This is a genomic window from Paenibacillus sp. DRB1-1, assembly GCF_052119485.1.
Classification (GTDB): domain Bacteria; phylum Bacillota; class Bacilli; order Paenibacillales; family Paenibacillaceae; genus Paenibacillus; species Paenibacillus polymyxa_B.
Window position 1 is genome coordinate 438,691 of record NZ_JBODQH010000001.1, and the last position, 23,213, is coordinate 461,903.

At 44.7% G+C, this 23,213-nt stretch carries 17 protein-coding genes; 8 read left to right on the forward strand and 9 right to left on the reverse strand.

The features are described from left to right. Positions 1 to 30 precede the first annotated feature (30 nt). Positions 31 to 1,029, forward strand: coding sequence for a polysaccharide deacetylase family protein (locus tag ACQW03_RS01955; protein ID WP_071640388.1), 999 nt, complete (start codon positions 31 to 33; stop codon positions 1,027 to 1,029). A 90-nt stretch (positions 1,030 to 1,119) separates the two neighbouring features. Here ACQW03_RS01955 and ACQW03_RS01960 read toward each other — a convergent pair whose 3' ends face one another. Next, positions 1,120 to 1,740: a TraX family protein gene (locus tag ACQW03_RS01960; protein ID WP_104495972.1), complete on the reverse strand. Its 621-nt coding sequence runs from the start codon at positions 1,738 to 1,740 to the stop codon at positions 1,120 to 1,122. Positions 1,741 to 1,762: 22 nt separating this feature from the next. Continuing rightward, entirely contained in the window at positions 1,763 to 2,473 is a 711-nt protein-coding gene (locus ACQW03_RS01965) for a CBS domain-containing protein (RefSeq protein ID WP_071640385.1), read from the reverse strand. Positions 2,474 to 2,658: 185 nt separating this feature from the next. Between ACQW03_RS01965 and fsa the strand changes: the two genes are divergently transcribed. The 3 genes from fsa to ACQW03_RS01980 all read left to right on the forward strand — a co-directional run bounded on the left by fsa (position 2,659) and on the right by ACQW03_RS01980 (position 5,163). Next, a complete protein-coding gene (fsa, locus tag ACQW03_RS01970; protein ID WP_013309811.1) occupies positions 2,659 to 3,306 on the forward strand; it encodes a fructose-6-phosphate aldolase in 648 nt (215 codons plus the stop codon). A gap of 200 nt (positions 3,307 to 3,506) precedes the next feature. Further along, entirely contained in the window at positions 3,507 to 3,962 is a 456-nt protein-coding gene (locus ACQW03_RS01975) for a MarR family winged helix-turn-helix transcriptional regulator (RefSeq protein ID WP_071640383.1), read from the forward strand. 1 nt (position 3,963) lies between these two features. Beyond that, a complete protein-coding gene (locus ACQW03_RS01980; protein ID WP_220031108.1) occupies positions 3,964 to 5,163 on the forward strand; it encodes an MFS transporter in 1,200 nt (399 codons plus the stop codon). Between the two features lie 53 nt (positions 5,164 to 5,216). On the opposite strand, the gene ACQW03_RS01985 is transcribed toward ACQW03_RS01980, so the two are convergent. Both ACQW03_RS01985 and ACQW03_RS01990 read right to left on the reverse strand, forming a co-directional pair. Further along, on the reverse strand, positions 5,217 to 6,527 hold the full coding sequence (locus ACQW03_RS01985) for an MFS transporter (RefSeq protein ID WP_441948016.1): 1,311 nt from the start codon (positions 6,525 to 6,527) through the stop codon (positions 5,217 to 5,219). A gap of 90 nt (positions 6,528 to 6,617) precedes the next feature. Further along, positions 6,618 to 8,336 (reverse strand): methyl-accepting chemotaxis protein, encoded by a 1,719-nt coding sequence (locus ACQW03_RS01990; RefSeq protein ID WP_441948018.1) that lies wholly within the window; start codon positions 8,334 to 8,336, stop codon positions 6,618 to 6,620. A 270-nt stretch (positions 8,337 to 8,606) separates the two neighbouring features. Here ACQW03_RS01990 and ACQW03_RS01995 point away from each other — a divergent pair, with 270 nt between their 5' ends. After that, positions 8,607 to 9,560 carry a serine hydrolase domain-containing protein gene (locus ACQW03_RS01995; RefSeq protein ID WP_441948020.1) on the forward strand — a complete coding sequence of 318 codons (954 nt, stop codon included), beginning with the start codon at positions 8,607 to 8,609 and terminating at the stop codon, positions 9,558 to 9,560. A gap of 144 nt (positions 9,561 to 9,704) precedes the next feature. Here the strand turns inward: ACQW03_RS01995 and yicI are convergent, their stop codons facing one another. Beyond that, complete coding sequence (gene yicI, locus ACQW03_RS02000; protein ID WP_441948022.1) at positions 9,705 to 12,029, reverse strand: alpha-xylosidase; 2,325 nt, start codon at positions 12,027 to 12,029, stop codon at positions 9,705 to 9,707. Positions 12,030 to 12,210: 181 nt separating this feature from the next. On the opposite strand from yicI, the gene ACQW03_RS02005 reads away from it, so the two are divergent. Continuing rightward, positions 12,211 to 13,131, forward strand: a complete 921-nt coding sequence (locus ACQW03_RS02005; protein WP_441948024.1) for an AraC family transcriptional regulator — start codon at positions 12,211 to 12,213, stop codon at positions 13,129 to 13,131. Between the two features lie 15 nt (positions 13,132 to 13,146). On the opposite strand, the gene brnQ is transcribed toward ACQW03_RS02005, so the two are convergent. Further along, positions 13,147 to 14,505: a branched-chain amino acid transport system II carrier protein gene (gene brnQ, locus ACQW03_RS02010; RefSeq protein ID WP_441948026.1), complete on the reverse strand. Its 1,359-nt coding sequence runs from the start codon at positions 14,503 to 14,505 to the stop codon at positions 13,147 to 13,149. 973 nt (positions 14,506 to 15,478) lie between these two features. On the opposite strand from brnQ, the gene ACQW03_RS02015 reads away from it, so the two are divergent. After that, complete coding sequence (locus tag ACQW03_RS02015; protein ID WP_076292603.1) at positions 15,479 to 16,753, forward strand: oligosaccharide MFS transporter; 1,275 nt, start codon at positions 15,479 to 15,481, stop codon at positions 16,751 to 16,753. A gap of 106 nt (positions 16,754 to 16,859) precedes the next feature. Here the strand turns inward: ACQW03_RS02015 and ACQW03_RS02020 are convergent, their stop codons facing one another. After that, on the reverse strand, positions 16,860 to 18,563 hold the full coding sequence (locus tag ACQW03_RS02020; protein ID WP_441948029.1) for a methyl-accepting chemotaxis protein: 1,704 nt from the start codon (positions 18,561 to 18,563) through the stop codon (positions 16,860 to 16,862). A gap of 33 nt (positions 18,564 to 18,596) precedes the next feature. Next, positions 18,597 to 19,871, reverse strand: a complete 1,275-nt coding sequence (locus ACQW03_RS02025; RefSeq protein WP_441948031.1) for an ABC transporter substrate-binding protein — start codon at positions 19,869 to 19,871, stop codon at positions 18,597 to 18,599. A 243-nt stretch (positions 19,872 to 20,114) separates the two neighbouring features. Here ACQW03_RS02025 and ACQW03_RS02030 point away from each other — a divergent pair, with 243 nt between their 5' ends. Next, a complete protein-coding gene (locus ACQW03_RS02030; RefSeq protein WP_441948033.1) occupies positions 20,115 to 20,963 on the forward strand; it encodes a copper amine oxidase N-terminal domain-containing protein in 849 nt (282 codons plus the stop codon). Between the two features lie 287 nt (positions 20,964 to 21,250). Here ACQW03_RS02030 and ACQW03_RS02035 read toward each other — a convergent pair whose 3' ends face one another. After that, the gene (locus ACQW03_RS02035; protein WP_220031099.1) at positions 21,251 to 23,092 is read right to left on the reverse strand and encodes an adenine deaminase; all 1,842 of its coding nucleotides are present in this window, start codon (positions 23,090 to 23,092) and stop codon (positions 21,251 to 21,253) included. Positions 23,093 to 23,213 lie beyond the last annotated feature (121 nt).

Consider the following 23,213-nt stretch of genomic DNA (forward strand, 5'->3'; position numbering starts at 1 on the left):
GAATTTTTTACATGCGGGGGATGTCATTCAATGAAACACACTTTTTTTAAAAGAACATTGCTAATCATAAGTTTGTTGGCTATTTTAGGGATTTTGCTGTATGAAGCACGTAGCATATACCACACACCTACAGTTAAAGGGACTCATCGTACACGTACAGCTAATGCAGATCGACTGGTACGCCATTTATTCTCACTGACGCCTACACCAGATAAAGTATATTATCAAAACAAAGTCATTGTCCTGATGTATCATGAGGTGACCAAGACTCCACCTGATCCCGGCGCTCTCAAGCTTAGTAATTTAACGAGGCAATTGGACGAAATGAAGGCTAATGGCTTCCACTGGATCACGATGAAAGAGTATACGGACTTTATTTTACATAAAGCCAAGGTTCCTGATAATGCGGTACTCATGACATTCGACGACGGCTATGAGTCCTTTTATACAGACACTTTTCCCGTGTTGAAAAAGTACCAGGTACCGGCAACCAATTTTCTCATCACGTCCACGATCAGCAATCCCAAGCACATTGGTATTCCAAAGCTGACATGGGATCAAATTCATCAGATGCATGCCGAAGGCATTGATTTCTACAATCATACCAATGACCAGCATGCTTACGGATACTCCAACACAGCGCGCACCAAACAAAAGCCGCTTCTGATGGGCCCGGTGTATTCGAAAAAGCTGGGGCGAATGGAAACAGAGGATGAGTTCAAACAGCGGGTTTATACCGACTTGGACATGGCTGACAAGAAGCTGTTCAAGCATCTACACAATGATCAGAATGTACTTGCCTTCCCTTATGGTGGGTATACCAAGGAGACGCTGGAAATTTGCCGTTCCTTGGGAATTGACGTTACATTCACGGTCAAACGGGGGATTAACTCGCCAGGGCAAATGAACGGCTATCGAGTCAATGCAGGTGGAATACACAATATTCCAGAAGTATTGGTGCAATACATGAAGGAAGGTGCTCCTCTTCGCCCACTTCCTTTTGCCCAAGGTCCCAACAAGGTATCCTAAACATTGGCTAGCTTAATGAAGGATAAAAAAGAACCTTTAAAACCATTTATGTCGTGGTTTTAAAGGTTCTTTTGTTGTATGAGATGTAGATTAGGGCCAGATGCGAATTGTCGCGATAACTGCCAGATGTACCGGGTAAAAGCTACGCCACAACCAGCGCGGTACCCGACTATAAAATCCGCTTTCTCCAGTTGCAAAACATACGATCAGAATGCTGGACAGCAGACTAAAGTGTTGGAGATTCACCTGATGCACCATATCATACACTACGTTCAAAACAAAATGGGCTGCAATCATCATGTATGAACGGGTGTATTGATAAATGAGAACCAACAGCAGTCCATAAGCTCCGTAATCCATCTGGCTGAGCTCCATAACCAGAGCTGAAAGGACGTACAGACCCGTTACAGCCGTCCAATGCTTCAAGTGGGATGCAGCAGCCAGCGCGAGCAACGAGGCCAATAGCGTCCAGATTACGTTCGGTCTAAGTACATCAAACGCCAGCATATAGGGCACCTGAGAAATCAGAGCCAGTCCGAGTAGACGGAGCATATAGCTCCGAATGTCTTGGGTATGAGTATATCCCAAATACAGCGCGTACGCGTAGATTGGAAAAGCAAGCCTGCCGGCAATTCTCCAAGCTGGATCCGTCGGAAAAAACACAAGTCCGACATGGTCAATCAGCATCGTCAGCATGGCCAACCAGTACATACAAGGCCCCCTTATTCATGTTTTACGTTTTTTCTTCTGTCAAGCTTAGAATGGCGTTCATGATATCCGTTTTCGTAACCCGCCCTACCAACCCCCGAATTGGAGTTGAGGAGCTACATCGCTCGTCCATAACTGGAAGACAATTGACCTGATGCCGAATTAGTTTCGATATCGCTTCCAGTAAAGTGTCTTCTGGAGCAAGCGTCGTCATTTGGGCCCGGCGCGTCATTGCCATGGTCACCGGGACGGTGTGAAGATCGGTATGCCCCAGCATGACCTTCAGCAAATCCTTGCGGGTAACAATTCCAATAAGCTCCTGCTCCTCCCCTGTGACCATCAGCGTGCCTGTATTTTGCTGAAACAGCATCAGCACCGCATCATAGGCGGTGGTGTCACCGGAAATCAAAATCGGATCACTAAGTATATCCGCCACAGTCAGCTTTTTGAGCATATTGCCGATATGACTATCATATTTGGGGTAACGTCCTGGCAGGTAGCCTACCTTCGGCTTGGCATCCACCAGCCCGAGCATAACGAGCAGAGCAAGGTCAGAACGGAGAGTCGGACGTGTCAGTCCCAGTGTTTCAGCAATTTTATCCCCCGTAACAGGTGCCAGACGCCGGACAATATCAACAATTTCCTGCTGTCTTTCAGACAGTTGAATAATGATTACCTCCTTATGGAGTGGGGTAGTATATATTATAAGTGAGCATGGATCGTTAAATTTCAGCATCTTCCGACAATTCATCAAATTTTAATCATACACTGCTTGTTTTCAAATTTAAAATGTGTCACAATTAAGAATGTAATACATACTAATTATAAGTTTAACGTGTGCAATATGCTACACTTAAATGAACTATTGTACATCGCATGTGATATGTATTATGTATTATATAAACCTGAGGAGGAAATCAAATGAAATTTTTCTTGGATACTGGTAACATTGAAGAAATCAAACGTATTGAACGTTTGGGTCTGGTTGATGGTGTAACAACGAACCCTTCACTGATCGCTAAAGAAGGTCGAGTGTTCAAGGAAGTCATTCAGGAGATTTGCAGTATCGTTGAAGGTCCCGTAAGTGCTGAGGTTATTGGTCTGAAGGCTGAAGATATGCTCAAAGAAGCTTATGATATCGCCAAGTGGGCACCGAACGTGGTTATCAAGCTTCCTATGACCGAAGACGGCTTGTACGCTTGTAACGAGCTGACCAAGAACGGAATCAAAACGAATGTAACACTGATTTTCTCCGCGGCTCAAGGTTTGATGGCAGCCAAAGCTGGCGCTACTTTTATCAGCCCGTTCGTAGGACGTCTGGATGATATCGCTGTTGATGGTATGAAGCTGATCCGTGAACTGAGACAAATTTTGGACATTCATGGTCTGAAATCCGAAATCATCGCCGCATCCATCCGTAATATTAAGCATGTAGAAGATGCTGCTCTGTCTGGTGCACACATTGCCACCATTCCAGGTTCCTTGCTCCCTTCTCTGTGGAAACACCCACTGACAGACAGTGGTATCGAACGCTTCCTGAAGGACTGGGAAACCGTACCTAAAGCTTAATTCGCCAGTCATGGCAAACGATATTATATCAACCCAAACAGCCCGTATTTTACGGGCTGTTTTTTGTATTGCTTTAGTGATGGCAGAACCCAAAACGCTGAACAACTTTTTTTGACAAAATAACTTGTTGTTCATATAATTGTTATAACAACTAATTAATTTCAAAGTAATTTATGTACGGGAAATAGAAAGGAGTACCTATGAATAACTTGCCTCCCGATTGTTCCATTGGGATGTTGCTCGGGATTACTCACCGCAAAATGAGTCAGCAGCTCTTGCAGCGTCTCAAACCTTATGATATTTCCCCAGAGCAATGGTCGGTTCTGTACCAAATCTATCAGGCTGAGGGTTTAAATCAAAAAGAAATTGCAGCTAAGGCCGTGAAGGACCAGCCTACCACGACTCGAATTATTGATTTGTTGGACAAGAAGGGCTGGGTACGGCGTGTGAATAGCCCACAGGATCGTCGGGCCTATTTGCTTCATTTGACTGAATCAGGCCGACAGCTGGTGGAGGAGACTCTTCCTGTCGAACTTGATGCCAATCACGATTTTGTAAAAGGAATTTCCTTGGCCGATCTGAAGCAATTCCGCCAGACTCTTTTACAAATTCACGCCAACATGACCGAATCAGAAAAACAAGGAGAGAACGATTAATATGCAACAAGGCAAGCAACCTCTTTGGACCAAGGAATTTATCGTTCTTACGGTTTCCAATTTATTTTTGTTTCTGGAATTACAAATGATCTTATCTTCCATTCCTTCTTATGTGAAAAATACATTCCACGCCAGTTCCGTTCAGGTGAGTCTCGTTACCACCTTATTCGCTTTAAGTGCGATTGCAGCACGACTCTTCTCAGCCCGTATGCTGGAAAAAGGACATCGCAGTACCCTGATCTTCGTGGGACTGCTATTTGCATTGGCAGGAACGCTGGGGTACAGTGTTTCACCAACGATTACAGTGCTTCTGCTCATGCGGATGTTATTTGGGATCGGCTTCGGTATGAGTAGTACGGCCTTTCCAACGATGGCCTCTGACGTCATCCCGCCCAAACGTCTCGGTGAAGGAATGGGTTTCTTTAGTCTGTCCACCAGTCTAGCGATGTCGATTGGGCCAACCATCGGCATTTCGATGCTGCAATACGGGAGTTTTAACCTGCTTGCCTATACGACAGCAGCTGTAATTGTTGTGATATTCCCATTGGCTTACTGGCTGATTCGTACACTACCCAAGGGGCACATCGAACCACCTATGGTTCCTTTGGAAGATGGGCGAAAACCGGCATTTAACCGTAAATTGTGGATTCCCGCTTTGTTGAACATGCTGATGTCTATCACATATGGTGGGTTACTCGGCTTTATGGCGCTTTACGGGGATGAAGCAAATCTTGCGCACCCGGCCTACTTTTTCCTGTTTAATGCAGTATCCGTGCTTATCGTGCGTCCCTTCTCAGGCCGTATTTATGACAAAAAAGGGGCAAAAGCACTGCTCATCCCCGGCTCCCTGTTTTTAATTGGCGGTCTGATCCTACTTTCCTACGCGCACAGTGATGTCTTCATGTATATGTCTGCTCTTTGCTACGGTATCGGGTTTGGTGTCATGCAGCCCACCCTGCAAACCTGGATGATTCAGGTCGTGTCTCCTAAACAGAGGGGTATGGCAAACGGTATGTTTCTTAATTCCCTCGATTTCGGGATTGCAGCCGGAGCGCTTATGCTTGGCATTATCGCCAAAGCAAGTGATTATGCGTGGATGTACCGTCTTTCCTCGCTGTTTATTGTACTATTCTTATTAATCTATGTCATACAAATCGTCGCAAGCCGTAGGCCTAAGACGCATGTCCCTCTAGAAGGGTAAGAGGAATCAACAACACCCGTTGCCATGGTTTCATGAACAACGGGTGTTTTTCTTTATTTCGCAGGAGTTTTGCTTCTTAGTTTGGAAGAAAGAGGCTTTTCTCGGGCCACCCCTGTTAGCTCCTCATTTACACTCATACGGTCACTGGATTTGTCATCTGTGGGTTCATCCTGCTTGGGTTTGACCGCAAACAGCATCAGCAGAGCTGCAATGCATCCCACTGCGGCCATCACTCCAAAGAGCAGACCATGTCCACTGCGACCCAACAGCAAGGAAACAACCGGAGGCCCTAGCGATACCCCGACAAAGCGCATGCTGCTGTACAACGAAGTAATGGTTCCGCGCTCCTCTTTTTCAATTCCCTTCGTAATCAGGGCATCCAAACAAGGCAATGCGAGCCCAATTCCGCCGCCCCCTAACGTAAACAACCCAATGACCGCATAAATATGTTGAAAAAATCCGAGAATGGCAAAGCTGATCGTCAATATGGCCAAACCGCTGAAACCGATCCATTTCATGCGCTTTTTGTGCTTACCGATAATCTTACCTCCTACATAAGAGCACAGACAGAGGGAAATAAGCGGAATGGCCAGCACAAAACCTTTCCAGACTCCACGGAGGTTGTAACGACTTTCTAGTATGTCTGATAAGTAGAACAAGACGCCAAAAATGACAAACATGCAAATACCGCCCATAGCGAAAATAGCATAGAGCCAGCGTCCTTTTTCAGCAAGCACCCGCTTCACATTTCCCACAAACTCTCGAAACATAATCGGTTGGTTCTTACGTTTGGGCACATGGATCAGCCAAAGCACCAAAATGAGCGAAATCAGACAGAGGCCTGGAATTACTGCCAATGGCATAAACCATAGAACTGCTCCCAACGCGGCACCGAGGATCGGACTTAACACTTTACCGAATGTGTTGTAGGTCTCGACTACGCCCAGGTTCTTGCTGGCCTCATCCTCGTTCTCGTACAGATCACCTACAAGCGGAATGACTATAGGAAAAGCCCCTGCCGCTCCCGCACCCTGAAGTAGACGGCCTCCAATAATGGTCCAGTATGCTGCCGAATCGTGAAGCAGCCATGCTCCCGCCGCAGAAATCCCCCCTCCAATCACAGTCAGAATCAGACAGGGAACAATCACCGCCTTACGGCCAAATCGGTCGGAGAGATAGCCAGCAATCGGTATCAGTAAAATGGCCACCACCGCATATACTGTAATCAACATGCTAATCCGAAAAGAACTTACATGTAGCTTACGTCCGATTTCCGGTAAAACAGGAATCAGCATGGAATTACCCAGCGTCATCATCAGCGGGATGGAACCTAACGCAAGCAGATTCCCTTTATTTTGTTGCATCCCGTTACCACCTTTGCAAAAGTAATAACACAGCTGTTCTGATTCGTTCAACAAATGTTATTGTGTTTACATTGGTGGGGATTTATGCGGTTACACTTTAAATCCACCGACTCTTGCATTTAGCAGTTGCGACATATCCGCCAGTGTATGAATGGATGATGCAATTTCCTCCATGGAAGCCAGCTGCTCTTCAGCAGCCGCACTGACGCTCTGGGTTCCCCCTGCCGACTGCTCTGCTACTTCACGAATACGTTCTACTGCTTCCACCATTCGCTCGGAACCGCCTGACATCTGTTCTACAGACCGATTTACACTGTGAATCTGTTCGCTGACCAGTTGAATGGAACTTCCAATCTGACGAAATGCGGTTTCTGCGGATTGCATAACCTTTACACCAGACTGCACTTCAACCGTCCCTGTCTGCATACTGGAAGCCACATTTCCAACATGCTCCTGAATATTTTGCACAAATTGTGTGATTTCTGCTGCTGAAACCGATACCTGCTCGGCCAATCTTCTTACCTCAGAGGCTACAACTGCGAATCCTTTGCCCTGCTCTCCGGCTCTTGCCGCTTCAATCGACGCGTTGAGCGCCAGCATTCCTGTCTGTTTGGCTATTCCGGTAATAACAGCTCCAATCATGCCAATCTGTTCGGCCTGTTCACTAAGTGAACGTACAGCACGTGCAGAGCTGTCTACACTTTCGCTTACCTTCTCCATCTGACGCATAGCCTGACCTATAGATTGTTCTCCTGCTTCTGCATCTTTAGCGGCTGTATCAGACAATTCATACACCTGCTGGCTCGTAGCTGCAATATGCTCCAGTTCGTGGGCTAGCTCTTTTACGGTATCTGTAGTTTGTGTAATATCATCGACCTGATGCTCCATACCAGCCGCTAGCTCTTCCATTACACCGGAAGTATGACGATTGGCCTGATTCATTTCCTCTGTACTTACGCTAACCCGCTCTGCGGTTACGGTTAATGTACGCGCCGTATCCTGAGCGTCCACAATAATACTACGGAACCCCTCAATAAGCTTGTTGTAGGAGCTTGCAATCATACCAATTTCGTCTTTGGACGTAATATCCAGTCGGCTACGCAAATCTCCCCCACCTTCAGACATTTCCAACAGCTGCTCATTCATATGGTGTAATGGACGAATAGAACGAATCAAAACGATGGATTGAACAATACTGTAAATGATAACTAGAAGTCCTACAATACTCGTAATCAAAGATGTATTCGTCATCGTTTGGTGCGCTTGCTGTACTTTCACCATTACCATATCTTCTTGAGCTTTGACAAAGGCTACTACCTTGGTATCAAGTTGCTTACGCAACACCCGTTCGTTTTCAAAATCATCGAGCAAATCAGAAAATGGCGGGAAAGCATCGTCTCTTGTACTCTGATACCCCGCTGTAGTCAGTAAACGATGAACTTGATTCATGTAAGTATTAATCCCCGTCTTGAGATCAGTCATCTTTTTCTTAGAATCCTCATTACCTGTATTAAGCAGAGCTTCTGTCTCCTGTAGCAACTTTGCAACTTCACTTTGCTTGTTTCCGATCTCTCGCCCGTACTGTTCATCACGAGTTAGCAAATATGCCCGCTCATCATTAGATATGCCGTTTAACAAAAATTGAAGAGACTTCGAGTTATACGCAATAGCCTCTTCACGATTCATAATATCCTTGTACTCATTTTCACTATGTACGCTTAAAATGTAATTGGTCAGCAGCATAGCTGCAATCACACCCGGAATCAGTATCGCGCTAAGAATCATTTTGGCCTTAATTGTTAAATTCATGAATCGGTCCCCCAGTTATTTCTCAATAAAATGTCCAACTTACTATATATCGTTTTATTCGATTGTTTTTTTGAATGAAACAGAAAAAGTGTATAGATTTCTAAATATGTTTGTGTCTATTCAGTGAACATATATATCTTTTTTAATATCAAAAAACAAAAAAATTCAAAATTAGTAAATGAACTGTTTTCAGTTTGTACTCTTCGAATTTCGGACTATTAAAATGATATACTATGTATTGCTATGCCATAAGCCTCAAGGAGGATCTGCATGAAAAGTCTGGAACTCAAACCGCTTATTCACGTGCTTAACGAATTGGAAACCCGCAGCTGCCTTATTGAGCAGCAGGGTAACATGATCATGAATTACTATCGTGAACCTCAAATTGCTAATGAACTCTATAAAATAAATTCATGTACCAAAAGCGTGATTTCCGCATTAGTTAGTATCGCTATGGACCAGCAACGGGGACCGAAACCGGAGACGCCGATCCTCGAATTCTTTCCCCAGTTGGCCACAGATAGTGATTCTCGTAAGCGTGATATTACGATTGAACATCTGCTGACGATGTCCGCAGGCTTTAACTGGACGGAATTTGGCGGACAAAATTCTTTTCCTACCATGAGCAAAACATCAGACTGGGTGCAATTTGTGCTTTCACAGCCATTATCGGATGTGCCAGGTACGCGAATGGAATACAGTTCTGGCTGTTCTCAACTTTTGGCCACCATACTACGTAATGTTTCTGGACAAACAGTTGCTGAATTTGCCGAGCAGCAATTATTCCAACCGCTCGGTATCGAAAGCTATCATTGGGAAACCGATCCTCAGGGTACTCATACGGGTGGATTCGGACTGCATCTCAGGCCGATGGACATGCTCAAATTCGGGCGGCTTTATCTGAACCAAGGAGGCTGGGAAGGACGGCAGATCATCCAAACAGAGACAGTCCGATATTCAACCCGTCCGTTTCTTCCTGCTGCCAAACCACAAAAGGCATTTTACGGCTGGCACTGGTGGACTTCCTCCTTTTCAGATAAAACAGAGATAGGAACTGAAACGGACTATTTTTATGCTCTCGGCTTTGGTGGGCAATATATTGTTGTCGTCCCATCGTATGACATGGTTGTTGTCGTTACCGCTGATAAATTCAAAAAGAAACGGACTTCTGTAGATATTTTCCGGCAGTATATTGTACCGCTGCTACTTCAGCAGAATGAATAGGAAAAAATACCGAAGCTAAAAGTTGCAACTGGTCTCTATCAAAAATCTGAATCAAAAAAGGGCTTGCCTATTGGATCAGGCAAGCCCTTTTTTGCATATAATTGCTACATTATGACATACTTCATCCACTTTCTAGCGCCTTACCTAGCCCAAGTGAATAGTAAGCTCTTGCTGTCCGCTGGAAGCTGGTGTAATGATTACCCCCTGTTCTCCCGACTGGCTGCTGCCTTCCTCCACTTGAACAGCCTCGTGGATACCGCGCAGGACTATCGACCATGGTTTAACAGCACCTTCTGCCTTCACCGTAATGACAGAATCCTTGCGGCTAGCAGTAACCGTTAGCTCTTCTTCACCTGACGTATTCACGATAATCGTTCGAGCCTGTTGCCCCTCACCAAGTTCAAACAAATGAAGCGCCACTTGATCAGCATAATCATAATCCGGACGACTGTTCTCATGACCTATTGCCAAAAGTGTGTTCGGCTTCACGAGCACAGGCAAAGTTGTAAAATCATGATGCTCGTTAACCCAACGACCACCTGACACGCTCTCATTCGTAAGTAAATTTGTCCACTTACCCTCTGGTACATAATACTGCACATTGCCTTCTTTATTAAAGATCGGGGCTACCAAAATGGAATCCCCCAGCATGTATTGCAGATCCAGCGTTGCACAGGTTGGGTCCTGCGGGAATTCCAATACCATAGCCCGCATCATCGGCAGTCCCTTTACTGAGGATTCCACAGCAGAAGGATACAGGTATGGCATTAGCGAGCATTTGAGTTTTGTAAAGCTGCGCACCACGTCGACTGATTCTTCATCAAACAGCCAAGGCACGCGATAGGATTCGTTTCCATGCAGACGGCTATGGGAGGACAAAAGTCCAAATTGTACCCACCGTTTGTACACGTCCGGCGCAGCCGTTAACTCAAAGCCGCTAATATCATGGCTCCAAAAGCCGAAGCCGCTCAAACCAAGCGACAAACCGCCTCGCAAGGATTCCGCCATCGACTCATACGTCGACGAGCAGTCTCCGCCCCAGTGAACCGGGAACTGTTGCCCCCCGGCTGTAGCGGAACGCGCAAATAACGCGGCTTCATTTTTACCCAGCTTTTCCTCCAGCACATCAAACACAGCCTTGTTGTACAAATGCGTATAATAATTATGCATCTTCATTGGATCAGAGCCGTCATGATATACCACATGGGTAGGGATGCGCTCGCCAAAATCAGTTTTAAAGCAATCCACCCCCTGATCTACCAACACCTTCAGCTTATCCTGGTACCAGGCGACTGCAGCCGGATTCGTGAAGTCAACCAGCCCCATCCCCGCCTGCCACATGTCCCATTGCCACACACCGCCATCGGCAGTTTTGACCAGATAGCCATTCTCCATGCCTTCATCGAACAAAATGGATTTTTCTGCAATGTATGGATTGATCCATGCACAAATTTTGAGGCCCTTTGCTTTCAATCTCTGCAGCATGCCTTCCGGGTCTGGGAACATATCTTGATCCCACTGGAAATCGCACCATTGGTATTCCTTCATCCAGAAGCAGTCAAAATGGAATACCGAGAGTGGCAGATCTCGCTCAGCCATCCCGTCCACAAAATGGTTCACTGTCGCTTCATCATAATCTGTCGTGAACGAAGTGGTCAGCCACAAACCAAAGGTCCAGGCTGGTGGTAATGCAGGCTTACCCGTCAGCTTGGTGTAATTGTCCAGTACCTCTTTAGGGTTAGCTCCACCAATAATAAAATACTCTAACGATTCGCCGGAGACGCTAAACTGAACCTTTGATACATTTTCCGATGCAATCTCATAGGATACCTTTTCTGGATGGTTGACGAACACACCATACCCTTTATTAGATAGATAAAATGGAATGTTTTTATATGCCTGCTCACTGCTAGTCCCGCCATCTTCATTCCAGATATCAACCACCTGGCCATTTTTTACGAACGGAGTGAAACGCTCTCCAAGTCCGTATACGTACTCACCGATGCCCAACTCCAGCTGTTCCCGGAAAAAAGGCTGATCCTGCGGGTCTGTAATATAGCCTGGTCCCCGATGTCCGCTGCCTGTGACTTTGCGATCCTCGACATAAAAGCCTACATTCCAGCTCTTCCCACGGCCGACTCGCACACTCAGATCGCCGCTTTTCAGTACCGCTATGTCCTCATCCACCGTAATGTCTACCTCTGTTGGCAAGGTGTGAATTTCAAAATTCGGTCCCTGATGGACCCGTCCCTTATGGTGGTTCAGACGCACCTGAATGACATTCGGCATAGGCGAGCTGTAGGTCGCTTTCAGCAACGCTCCGTTCAGCGTATCTCCTTTATGCTCGATCCGGTGGGTCGCTGCATATACCGTCATGGAAGCATCGTCCGTCACAATATCACGGATTTCAGCAGGATTTTGTATTTCATAGCCCTTGCGAACCATCCAATAGCCATCAGTAAATTTCATCTGTTTCTTCCTCCGCTTCAATCTTTATTTTGTTAATCCCAAATCGCTTGTTGGATTTTTTTGAAATCCTTACTATAATAATATTGATTTATGTAAGGGTTTACTTCGTTTATTTTGACGTATTGTATCAATATTTTGATGTTTTCTATTTAAATCAGTTTGCGGAAAAGGAGTCATAGAAATGCAAAGAGAAATGTTGCGGGAAAACCGCATTCATGGCAATCCCATGTACCCAGTCAGCGTATACCCAAGCGTGGAGCAGTTGAACGGAAATAGTATACTGGAGTCTCATTGGCATGAAGAGATGGAGTTTATCATAGTCGAACAGGGGAGCGCCGTATTTCAGACGGATATGGTCTATACGGAGGTGAACGAAGGTGAAGCTCTTTTTGTCAACAGTGGTGAGCTTCACGCCGGTTATTTACAAAAAAGCTCTCGTTGCGTATTTTCTGCGGTGGTGTTTCACCCCGACATGCTGCACAGCCGCACGCAGGATACGGTGCAAACGCATTTTATTGACCCATTTATCAGTAAAAAGCTTGTTCCTCCCCCTCACATTCGCGGCGTGCAGCCCTGGGAGCAAGAGGTGCTGGCTGCATTGCGACACATTATCACCAGCCATGAGCAGAATGCGCCTGCCCATGAACTGGCGACCAAGGCGCAGCTCTATAGCATGATCGCCTGTCTGTACCCACACATGACCCCCGCTAACGGAGAGGATGTGATTATGGCGGGGCAACGCAATAAAGTTGAACGGATCAAAAAAGCGCTGGCGTATATTAACAGTCATGCTCATGAGCCTATACGTTTACGGGAGATCGCAGATGAGATTGGAATGAGTGAGGGGCATTTTTGCCGTTTTTTTAAGCAAATGGTTCAGAAAAGCCCGGTAGAATATATTAACTATCATCGGATTCAAAAGGCTTGCAGGTTGCTGGAGCAAAGTGATCGCAAAGTGGTTGATATTGCGCTGGATGTTGGTTTTGACAATCTAAGCTATTTTATTGCGACCTTTAAAAAATGGAACAGCCTGACCCCTTCGCAGTACCGTAAGCAGCACGAAGTAGATCAGGCGCTTGCTGTCCCTTATATAACAGACTAATATGCATAGGATAAATCATTTATTTTTTTTGGGCTTCATAAGTACTAAAATTATTTTTCTTCCTTTTAACTTAGTAAATATGTAGCCAGCTACGCCTCCTAAAACAGAGGGAATTAACCACCCTAACCCTACATTATATAATGGAAGAAGATGAGTGAAAAAATCATTAATTACATCAATTTTTATTCCAGCAGCATTCAAGCCATCAAATAAACTAATGATAAAGGTTAATATCAAACTGCCTTGATATACTTCTGACTTTCCTTTAAATACGGGATGTAAAAAAGTTAAAAATATCAGAGAAATAGCAATAGGGTATATTGCCATTAATACTGGCGTTGAAACCTTAATGAGCTGTGTTAAACCTATGTTGGCTACAAGGGTACTAAATATAGATAACATGAGAGCAACTCTTTTGTAAGAGATTTTTGGAAATAATCCATGAAAAAAGGAAGAGCAGGAAGTGATAAGCCCCACACTTGTCGTTAAACAAGCTACTGTAATCATTAAGCCTAATAGAATAGAACCATATGATCCAAAATAATAGGAGGAAACCTTAGCTAACACCTCAGCGCCATTTCCTAAAACACCCAATTTTTCAACGCTAGAAGCTCCCATGTATGAAAGAGACGTATAGATAAAAGCTAAGAGTATAACCGCAATTGCTATCGCTTTGGCACATATGATCATCAACTCTTTTTTGGAAGTAACTCCTCTATCCTTAATTGCATTCACAATGATAATTCCAAAAATAAAGGCTACAAGAGCGTCCAATGTTAAATAACCCTCTTGAAAGCCTTTGAAAAAGACATTCGATGTATAACCCTCCGCAGGTTCTTGGAACTTTCCTATTGGGTGAATAATAGCTACAATCACAAGTAATCCAATGAATGTCAATTTAATGGGTGTTAAAAACTTTCCGATTACATCAATAATTTTTGTGGGATTAAGTGATAACAAACATGCAACTGCAAAAAAAAGGATAGTAAATACAAAAAGTGCGACAGGATGATCTGCATTGTTTGAAAAAAAAGGTTTTACTCCAATTTCAAATGACACACTACCGGTTCTAGGAATCGCATATAAAGGCCCGATGGCTAGATAAAGAATGGTTGTAAAGACAATGCCGAATACAGGATGTACACGACTCGCTAAAGTTTGCAAATTGCTTTTGCCCGAAAAAACAAAGGCTGTGACGGCTAGTAATGGTAAGCCAACTCCGGTAACCAAGAAACCAGCATTGGCTATCCATACATTCTTTCCAGCCATTTGCCCAAGCATAGGTGGAAAGATTAGATTCCCTGCACCAAAAAATAAGGCAAATAGCATTGATCCTATAATGATAATAAAGGACGCAGAAACACTTTTCGACATAATAAATCCTCCAACTACGAATTCACAACATTTTGTTTTTATTCGTTTTCTCTTTAATTTGTATAATATATGTTAATAGGGACGTAGCCCATTGTTGCATCCAAAGAACGGTATCTGATTGCCTAGAGTATGTAATCTGGTGCTTTTCACAAATAATGCTCAGTTCGATCTAAATGACCAGCACCAATCAGGGACAGCCATCCGCTCCCCCCTTCTGACTAGTGTGGGAAAGTTTTTAATCAACATAAACATGGCAACTATAAAGACTGCCGTATCCTCGATTTGCACCTACTTCTATCTGGATGTTAGCAATGTCTATTGAGCCTAGTGATAACCAGTGCCTTTAGGGTGAGTGGGTTTCGTCTTAACTCGTCGTTACACAATACTCTATATACGATCACTGTTTCAAGTAACTTTGTACTTGCAAAATGAATCATTTCATCCCCTTGCTTTTACAATTATGATGCTACCCTATGTTTCTCCTCCTACTTAGTGAGCTTAATGAACTATAAGGGAATTTTACACTTAGGACTTATTTCTTACAATACGTAGATGTAGTTACACACACCCGGTAGGTCTCGTAAAAGTTTTTAATTAGTTCAAACACCCATGTAACAGCATATTTTCATATTACCGTCACATCGCGTACATTAAGAGCTGCCTGGTTGCTTTGGGATAAGGAAAGTGAGTTAACTCTCAAGCGTTCGCTATGTTAGATTTCTTTAAAATCATCACATTCTTCATCTCTGTTCGAAAAAGTAATACATAATCTGTTTTGTATATTTTACCATATATAATCCATATCAGGATCGACTGTTTTATTTGAATTATCAACTGATTGTAATAAGCACAGGAAATCTTGGGAAAATGCCCTATGGAAGCATCTAAATAATCCTTACAATTAATAGTACAGACATTGCATATTGACGTTGTATACAATTTGAGCCGCTACAATTTAAAGGGGTGCTTACACATGATGAATTTGGCAAAACGTAACTATTGGTCTTTGAGTATTTTCAACTTCGCTTATCTGTTTACATGGTCTGCTGCCATGTCTTTTTTTGTCATTTGGCTGGGACAAAGTCTAGGAATTTCAGAAACCTATACGGGATTTCTATACGCGGCTAATTCAATCGTCGCCTTGATCATGCAGCCCCTGTTCGGTTACTTATCTGACAAGCTGGGCTTGAGAAAACATCTGCTGTACATACTCTTTACAATCCTTTTGCTCGTCGGACCCTTTTTTATCTATGTGTACGGTCCATTGCTTCAAACGCAGTTCGTCATTGGTGCCATTGTTGGTGCGCTATTTATCGGCCTGGTATTTAATGCAGGTAACGGTGTCGTCGATTCGTATATGGACAAGGTTTCGCGTAAATATGGCTTTGAATACGGACGGGTTCGTATGTGGGGTTCGCTCGGATGGGCGGCGGCTACTTTTGTTGCTGGACGGGTCATCAATATCAATGTAAATCTGACCTTCTGGATTGCCTCAGTATCTGCTATTGTTGCCATGATCTGCATCTTCCTGACCAAAGTCGAAATTTCCGGACAGGAGCAGCAGAAAACAGAATCGTTGAAGCTAATTGATGTGCTGCATCTCGTACGTACCAAAAAGTTCTGGTTTCTTATGCTATTCATGGTTGGCGTGACCCAAATCTATGAGGTATATGACCAACAGTTTGCCACATACTTCGTATCACAGTTCAGTTCCAAAGCGGAAGGAAATCAATTCCTTGGCGATTTGAGCGCTGTGCAAGTTTTCCTGGAATTTGTGTTCCTTTTCGTTACCCCTTGGTTTGTGAACAAAACGACCGCCAAATGGGCATTAATTATTGCCGGGTCGATTATGTCTTTGCGTATTATCGGCTCTTCGTTGCCATTCGGTTCCATATGGGTAGCTGCAATGAAGATGATTCACTCCCTGGAGAAACCGCTTATTCTGGTAGCCATCTTCAAATATATTACCGTTAACTTTGACCAGCGCTTGTCCTCCACTATGTACCTGCTGTATTTGTTTATGGGCTCCCTGGTGGTTTCCATCTTCTCGCCCATTGTGGGGCATATGTATGAAGTATTAAATTTCCCGATTACTTATGTAATTCTGGGTTCCATTGCAGGCCTGTTCACCATCATATCCTGCTTTACACTGACAGCAGACAAGAAGAATGGGGAGCGGTATCTGGAGGAACGCCGTAAACAAGATCTGAAAAGAGCAGCCAAAAAAGCTGAAGCAGTACATTCGTAATCTAATGGTTTGAGCTTAACAAAACAGCGGCAGTCTAGGACTTGTTTTTCTCGTCCAAGGCTGCCGCTCTTAACTCCAGTTGATTTGAAGTTGATTTGAAGTTATTTTAAATCTTGAATACCGACACCGTTTGATTCATCTCTTCCGTCCTCTTGGCAAGCATGTTAGCACCTGCAGACACTTCCTGCATGGATGCAGTAGTTTCCTCGACTACGCTTGCGACAGTTTGAGTAGAATCTGCTGCACGTTCGGAGATTTCAGCAATTTTCTTCATCGATTCCACCATAGAAACGGTTCCTTCATTTACGGATCTTGCTTCTACAGCCGCAGTGTCCACCTCACCGCTCACTTCTTCAACGGCACCTACAATCTCAGAAAAAACGTTACCTACACCTTCGACAAGCATCATGCCTTCATTCAGAGATTGAACACCTTCATTCATTGAAATCACAACTTCATCTGTTCTTAAGGCAATTTCGTTGACGAGAGAAGAGATCTTGCCCGTTGCCTCACTTGCTTGTGCCGACAGATTGCGTACTTCAAAAGCAACAACCGCAAACCCTTTTCCCTGCTCTCCCGCCCTCGCAGCTTCTATACTCGCATTTAGTGAAAGCAAGTTGGTTCGAGCTGCTATATCACGGATCATAGCTGTGATCTGTCTGATCTCCGCAGACTTTTCACCTAGAATATTTACCACTTCAGCGGATTGAGTTACCTTGGTATGCACATCTCTTATTTGAGAGACAGTCGAAGACATTTGGGTTTTCCCGTTGTTTGCTTTTTCTTGTGCTTGGGTTGTGAGATTCGCCACATTCACAAAGCGATTGGTTATGTTCTCTACACTTTTAGAAACGTCTACCGTGTAATTCAGCGTTTCAGCTATATCTGCAAGCTGTGTCTGAGATCCCTCTGCAACTTGAGTGGCACTTACAGCTATCTGCTCGGTAGCGATGCTTGTCTGTTCCGCACTGGCCGTTAACTGTTCAGCCGTAGAGGCAACCAGTAAGGAATTGTCCACAACTTCCTTTAAAAGGTTGCGCAGCGAATCGCACATTTCATTAAAATCTGATGCCAGTTCCCCAACCTCATCTTTTGATCGGACTCTAAGGGGTTCCACTTGCAGGTTCCCCCTGGCTACCAGTTTCATCTGTTCCGCTATCTTTAATATGGGCTTAGTGAACGATTGAGCCAGTAAAAAAGAACCGATAATGCCAAGGATTGTACATATGATAGTCAGAGAAATCATAAACAGTTTACCTGAATGGTAGGAATCACTCGATTGATTAGCGGCATCCGTAGCATACTGCTCATTGAGTAGCTTCAATTTATTAACGTCGTCTAATGCCGCCTTATAAATTGCAGTGTTTCCATGTATGATCATGTAGGCCATCACTTTATCGTTTTCCTCCATGGCAGCGGAAACCACTTTAAGATGGCGAAGATACATTGCCCACTGACCATAAAAGTTGGTGAACAGTTCTTTTTCCTCTGCCGTAGAGGCTAAACTTTGATATTCATTTACACTCTTATCCATTGAAGCAGTAGCTTTGGTTAGTTCCTCTTGATAAGTGCTGCGAACAGCCGCATCCTCTTCAAGTATCAATCGAACGGTGAGTCTATCGATTTCTGTAATCTGCTTATCCATACCCTGAAGAAGAATAACCGCAGGTAAAGACTTGTTATTTACCTTATCAGAAGCCTCCCCCATTTCCGACATCTTAATGACGCCTATAACACTTGAAAGGGAAAGTACGATAACCAGTATGAGCGCTGCACTAATTATTTTTTTCTTTAACGTTAATTTAAACATCTTTATCTTCCTCCCGTGACTGGTCTCGTGTCATCACTGCTGAGCTTTCCAATATATGCGTATTTGGCGCAACAGCTCAGCCTTATCTATCTTTCCACTGATGTAGCTTTGGATAGATGCTCCTGTGATGGCCCCATGATCAGGTGGAAGAGTTGCCATAAACGGCAGCGTCTTTCCGTTTAACATATATGACTTGATAGATTTACTCAAGGGATCGGTAGGCTCCAAGTCAATATTCTTGAACGCCGTTATAACATTGGCCTTGTTAACCAAAAACTCTTGTCCAGACTTTTCGTATACCAGCCAGTTCAAAAACTTCTTTGCTTCCTCTTGCTGCTGAGGTGTGGTAGTTTTGGAGTCGATGAATATATACTTTGTCACACCAACTGTAATCTTAGCATTGTTAGGATCATCTGTATTATCGCTTAATGGAAGGGGCAAAAAGCCGTACTCCTCATTTGCTGTATCATTGCTCTTAATTCCGGCCCACGCCCAGTTGCCCATAAACCAAAGCCCTACCTTGCCCTCTCCCAAAGCTTTGGCTCCATCGTCATATGTACTGTCCAAAGGCGAGTGCTTATTGATGCTATTTTCCTTGAGCAGGTCTAAAGTTTGTACCCATCCAGACATTACATTATTTTGGGACATATCGATGGAGTTGTTCTGCATACCTTTAACAAACTCTGAAAAACCCCCAGGCTGAACAGAATAAGACAAAGCTAAAAGATGAGAGCCGAGAGACCAGTCCATTGGCGAAAGCATGACCGGTGCTACTCCCGTCTTCTGAATTCTAGCCATTAAGGAGTTCAGGCTGCTTCTGCTTTTTACCGAGGAAGCATCAAAAGAACCCCCTGTCGCTTTGTCCAACACTTTCTTATTGTAGATTAATCCGTAGCCTTCCACTGCGAATGGAAATCCCAGCACAGCATCGCTTTTTTTAACAGTGTCAAGTCCATTTTCTATTGTGTCGGCTATCCACTTTTCCTTACTTAAATCAACGGCCTTATCCAGAAATTGCTGAGTGTCTCCCGGATCAAGCATCGACATGGTCGCTGCACTTCCTGAGCCGTACATCGACATCAGCTTTTGATATGCAGACGTTCCCTCTGGAGCAGTTATAATTTCTAAAGATACTCCGGGGTGCTCTTGATTGTATTGTTTTGCTACTTCTTCTAATTGAGTTTTTATTTCACTTTTGGAATTCAAAAGTGTAATCTTGGTCGTCTGCTGTGATACTGGTGAGGCTGAACAACCTATAAACATCATTAAACATGCTAGAGAAATCGCAAATTTTAGCTGTATTCTCATTAACTTTCCCCCTAAGGATTTACTTTGATAAATTTTATGAATAATATTCAATGTTATCGACATAATTCCCCAGGAAGATTAGAAGTTTCAAGTTGGTAAATGTAGGGAGTCAATTAAATAGTACAAACTGGTTGTTACGTTAAGTTAACAGACAGGACAGCGCAACGATCTTTATCCAATTGCGTCTTAATATGGGGTAAAGTTGCTGCGCAAAAAATTAAACCAAGAAAGGAGCAATCATTTATGAAAAAAGCTTTCTTTGGGGCTTTTCTAACAATTTTTTTATTTATTTCATCGTCCACTACTTATGCAGCAGAAAATCAAATCAAAGTTGACGGTGTGACTACTACATCCGATGTGAAGCCCGAAATGAAGAACAAACGCACAATGGTACCTCTACGTGTTATTAGTGAAAGTTTGGGGGCTAGCGTTGAATGGTCCAATTCCGAGGTTATTCTCGCTAAAAGCGATATGAAAGTGAAATTAGCAATAAATAGAAGCACCGCGGAAAAAAACGGAGAAAAGATACTGCTTGATGTAAAACCATACACGAAAAATAATCACATATATGTTCCACTTCGTTTTATTGCAGAGACGTTTGGCTGTAATGTCAATTACAACAACTTTGCAGTGAATGTTGATACTAAACCATTGTTCATAGACGGTGTACAAGTAAAAGCATTGCAATATGAATACCATATGTTTATGGGCGGCGTAGTTCAGCAAATTAATGTAAATGCATTTAATGAAACCATCTATAATATTTTTGCAAACAACATAGGTGAAAAGGTTGAAGCACCTGCAAACTACTCTTGGAGCTTCACTATTGACACATTTGGGTCTTATTATAAAAATGCACAATATGATTTCTTAGACCAAAAAGGGAAAAGCTTAGTTCGTTTTGATATTTATTCTTTAATTAGTCCTGTTCCATCTGAACTTTCAACAGAATATCCAGAGATTTTAGTTCATGACGTATCGAAAGATGAGTGGTATTTGTTTAACGATACCGCAAGAAAATCCATTAATCAGTTAATGTTTACCGCTGGGAAGAACGGTTTTCTGAAGATTATAAGTAACACAACTGTATAATGTGATTTTTTCTTATTACACTTTTTTCGTCTCCAAAAGATAAAAGGCAAATTCCCTGCTGAACATGCTTCACACGGGTTTGCTCTACAAACCTGTTCCAATCCTGCTCTATAATCGAGGCATGATGAGCCATCTTTTCTAATGAACGATAATAGGGATGCATCTGCTCACCGCTCCTTGACTTTTATAGGAATCGTAGATAACTTTTTTGGCTTCGTATATGAAAAACAGGGGTTATCCAACAGGTCTGGGCAGACCTGTTGGATAACCCCCAGCGACGTTTTCTATCAGACTTCCGCAGCATCCTCTTCCATGAAAAGAGATACCTTGCGGATGCCATCCGCTCCGATCACGACAAGCCCCTGATCCGACAGACGGATTTCAGGGATAACGACCAGTGCGAGCAATGACAGTGTCATCAGCGCGTTGTTCAGCATGCAGCCGGATTGCTGAAGCGCCCGGCTGATACTTTCGGACTGCGCAGCCACCTCTGCAAACGGAGCTGGGGACATCAGCCCGGCGATAGGCAGCGGGAAGCGCGTCTCACCCGAGGCGGATACGACGACCACGCCACCACGCAGGGCAACAGCCTGCTTTGCCGCCTGGGTCATGAGCTCGTCATCATTACCAATGACGAGCAGGTTGTGGCTATCATGCGCGACGGTCATGGCAATCGCAGCCGGCTCGGTGAAGCCCACACCTGTTACAAGGGCAACCGCGTGACTGCCACTGGCATGATGGCGCTCAAAAACGGCTATTTTGCACAAATCCTGTGCAGGATCTGCCGTGACTTCTCCATTACGGACCGGAACGGTCATCCGCACTTCCTTCGTGTCCACATGATTTTCCGTAACACGAATCACCCGTACAGGTACATTCCCCTCCTGTACTGGAGCCGCAATGCGAAAATCTGCAGCACTCAGCTCTCGTCCTAGATGGACCGTGTCCATCACTTCCGCAGGATACACGAAGCCGTCCCAATCGGCGACCATTTGACCGTGCTCGGCCACCAGCTGGCCCGCTGCGATGGTAGCCGTCACATTCACTTCGGCCAATCGGCCATCAAGCAAAATAATGTCGGCAATCGCACCCGGAATGATCGATCCGATGTCCCGTGCCACGCCGAAGCGCTCTGCCGTATTCAGCGTGGCCATCTGAAACGCGGTTACGGGCTTGACGCCCTGTGCAATGGCATGACGCACGACGAAATCCATCTGCCCTTCATGGAGCAAGGATTCTGCGCTGCGGTCATCCGTTACCAGCATCATGCGGCGCGTGTCGAGACCCATTTCCGTGCTGGCTCGGATCGTCTCGGCCACATCATGCCATGCGGAGCCTTGCCGCATCTTGGCATACATGCCGAGCCGGATACGCTCGGCTACATCCTCAGGCGTGACACACTCGTGGTCGCCCGTAATTCCCGCGGCTGCATAGACCGGCAGCCGCCAATCATCGGAGGCCCATGTAAAATGGCCATCCGCCACCTTGCCCGCGCGCAGCGTGGCCTGAATTTCCCCGATCATCACATCGTCTCCATAGACGACACCTGGGAAATTCATGACTTCGCCCAGCCCGATCATATCCGGGCCCCAGCTTAACGCCTCTGCGACTTCCGCCGGGCCGAAGGAGGCACCCGTCGTTTCCAGCTCCGGACCTGTGGAAGGCACGCAAGAAGCCACCTGCATGTAAGCAGCCAGCGGTGTCGTGCGTGCTTCGTCCAACATCAGACGAAGCCCTTTTAGACCCAGTACATTGGAAATTTCATGCGGGTCAAAAAAACCACCCGTCACTCCCAGCGGCAGTACAGCCTTAGCGAACTCAGTTACGGTCAGCTGTGTGCTTTCGATGTGACAATGTCCGTCTAGTAACCCCGGTGCCATATAGCGGCCTTCCGCTTCAATGATTATGGTGTCTTCTCCAATCGTATGACTGACGTCCCCACCGACGTAAGCGATACGAGAACCTTGCACAGCAATAGACATGCCTGGCAGCAATTCGCCCGATACCACATTGACCAGTGTTCCTCCGCGGATCACCAACGATGCCTTGCGCTCTCCTCTAGCTGTAGCTACCAACTCGGGTACACAGTCCGCCAGCGGCGGGCGTTGAAATACACTCTTCATGTCCATTACGTTTGTAACCTCCGTTTATGCTTCTTACCTGTTTTTCTTATTTGCTTATGTTACTGGAATACGCTCCATAATGCCAGCCAACTCTACATCTATTCAAGCATCGCATGGGTTTCTAAGG

Excerpts from the sequence above, each read along its gene's own strand:
- ACQW03_RS02020 (WP_441948029.1), bottom strand. The coding sequence starts at position 18,563 with ATGTTTAAATTAACGTTAAAGAAAAAAATAATTAGTGCAGCGCTCATA.
- brnQ (WP_441948026.1), bottom strand. The coding sequence starts at position 14,505 with ATGTCGAAAAGTGTTTCTGCGTCCTTTATTATCATTATAGGATCAATG.
- ACQW03_RS01995 (WP_441948020.1), top strand. The coding sequence starts at position 8,607 with ATGAAAAGTCTGGAACTCAAACCGCTTATTCACGTGCTTAACGAATTG.
- ACQW03_RS02025 (WP_441948031.1), bottom strand. The coding sequence starts at position 19,871 with ATGAGAATACAGCTAAAATTTGCGATTTCTCTAGCATGTTTAATGATG.
- yicI (WP_441948022.1), bottom strand. The coding sequence starts at position 12,029 with ATGAAATTTACTGATGGCTATTGGATGGTTCGCAAGGGCTATGAAATA.
- ACQW03_RS01985 (WP_441948016.1), bottom strand. The coding sequence starts at position 6,527 with ATGCAACAAAATAAAGGGAATCTGCTTGCGTTAGGTTCCATCCCGCTG.
- ACQW03_RS02030 (WP_441948033.1), top strand. The coding sequence starts at position 20,115 with ATGAAAAAAGCTTTCTTTGGGGCTTTTCTAACAATTTTTTTATTTATT.
- ACQW03_RS02005 (WP_441948024.1), top strand. The coding sequence starts at position 12,211 with ATGCAAAGAGAAATGTTGCGGGAAAACCGCATTCATGGCAATCCCATG.
- ACQW03_RS01980 (WP_220031108.1), top strand. The coding sequence starts at position 3,964 with ATGCAACAAGGCAAGCAACCTCTTTGGACCAAGGAATTTATCGTTCTT.
- ACQW03_RS01955 (WP_071640388.1), top strand. The coding sequence starts at position 31 with ATGAAACACACTTTTTTTAAAAGAACATTGCTAATCATAAGTTTGTTG.
- ACQW03_RS01960 (WP_104495972.1), bottom strand. The coding sequence starts at position 1,740 with ATGTACTGGTTGGCCATGCTGACGATGCTGATTGACCATGTCGGACTT.
- ACQW03_RS01965 (WP_071640385.1), bottom strand. The coding sequence starts at position 2,473 with ATGCTGAAATTTAACGATCCATGCTCACTTATAATATATACTACCCCA.
- ACQW03_RS01990 (WP_441948018.1), bottom strand. The coding sequence starts at position 8,336 with ATGAATTTAACAATTAAGGCCAAAATGATTCTTAGCGCGATACTGATT.
- ACQW03_RS02035 (WP_220031099.1), bottom strand. The coding sequence starts at position 23,092 with ATGGACATGAAGAGTGTATTTCAACGCCCGCCGCTGGCGGACTGTGTA.
- ACQW03_RS02015 (WP_076292603.1), top strand. The coding sequence starts at position 15,479 with ATGATGAATTTGGCAAAACGTAACTATTGGTCTTTGAGTATTTTCAAC.
- ACQW03_RS01975 (WP_071640383.1), top strand. The coding sequence starts at position 3,507 with ATGAATAACTTGCCTCCCGATTGTTCCATTGGGATGTTGCTCGGGATT.
- fsa (WP_013309811.1), top strand. The coding sequence starts at position 2,659 with ATGAAATTTTTCTTGGATACTGGTAACATTGAAGAAATCAAACGTATT.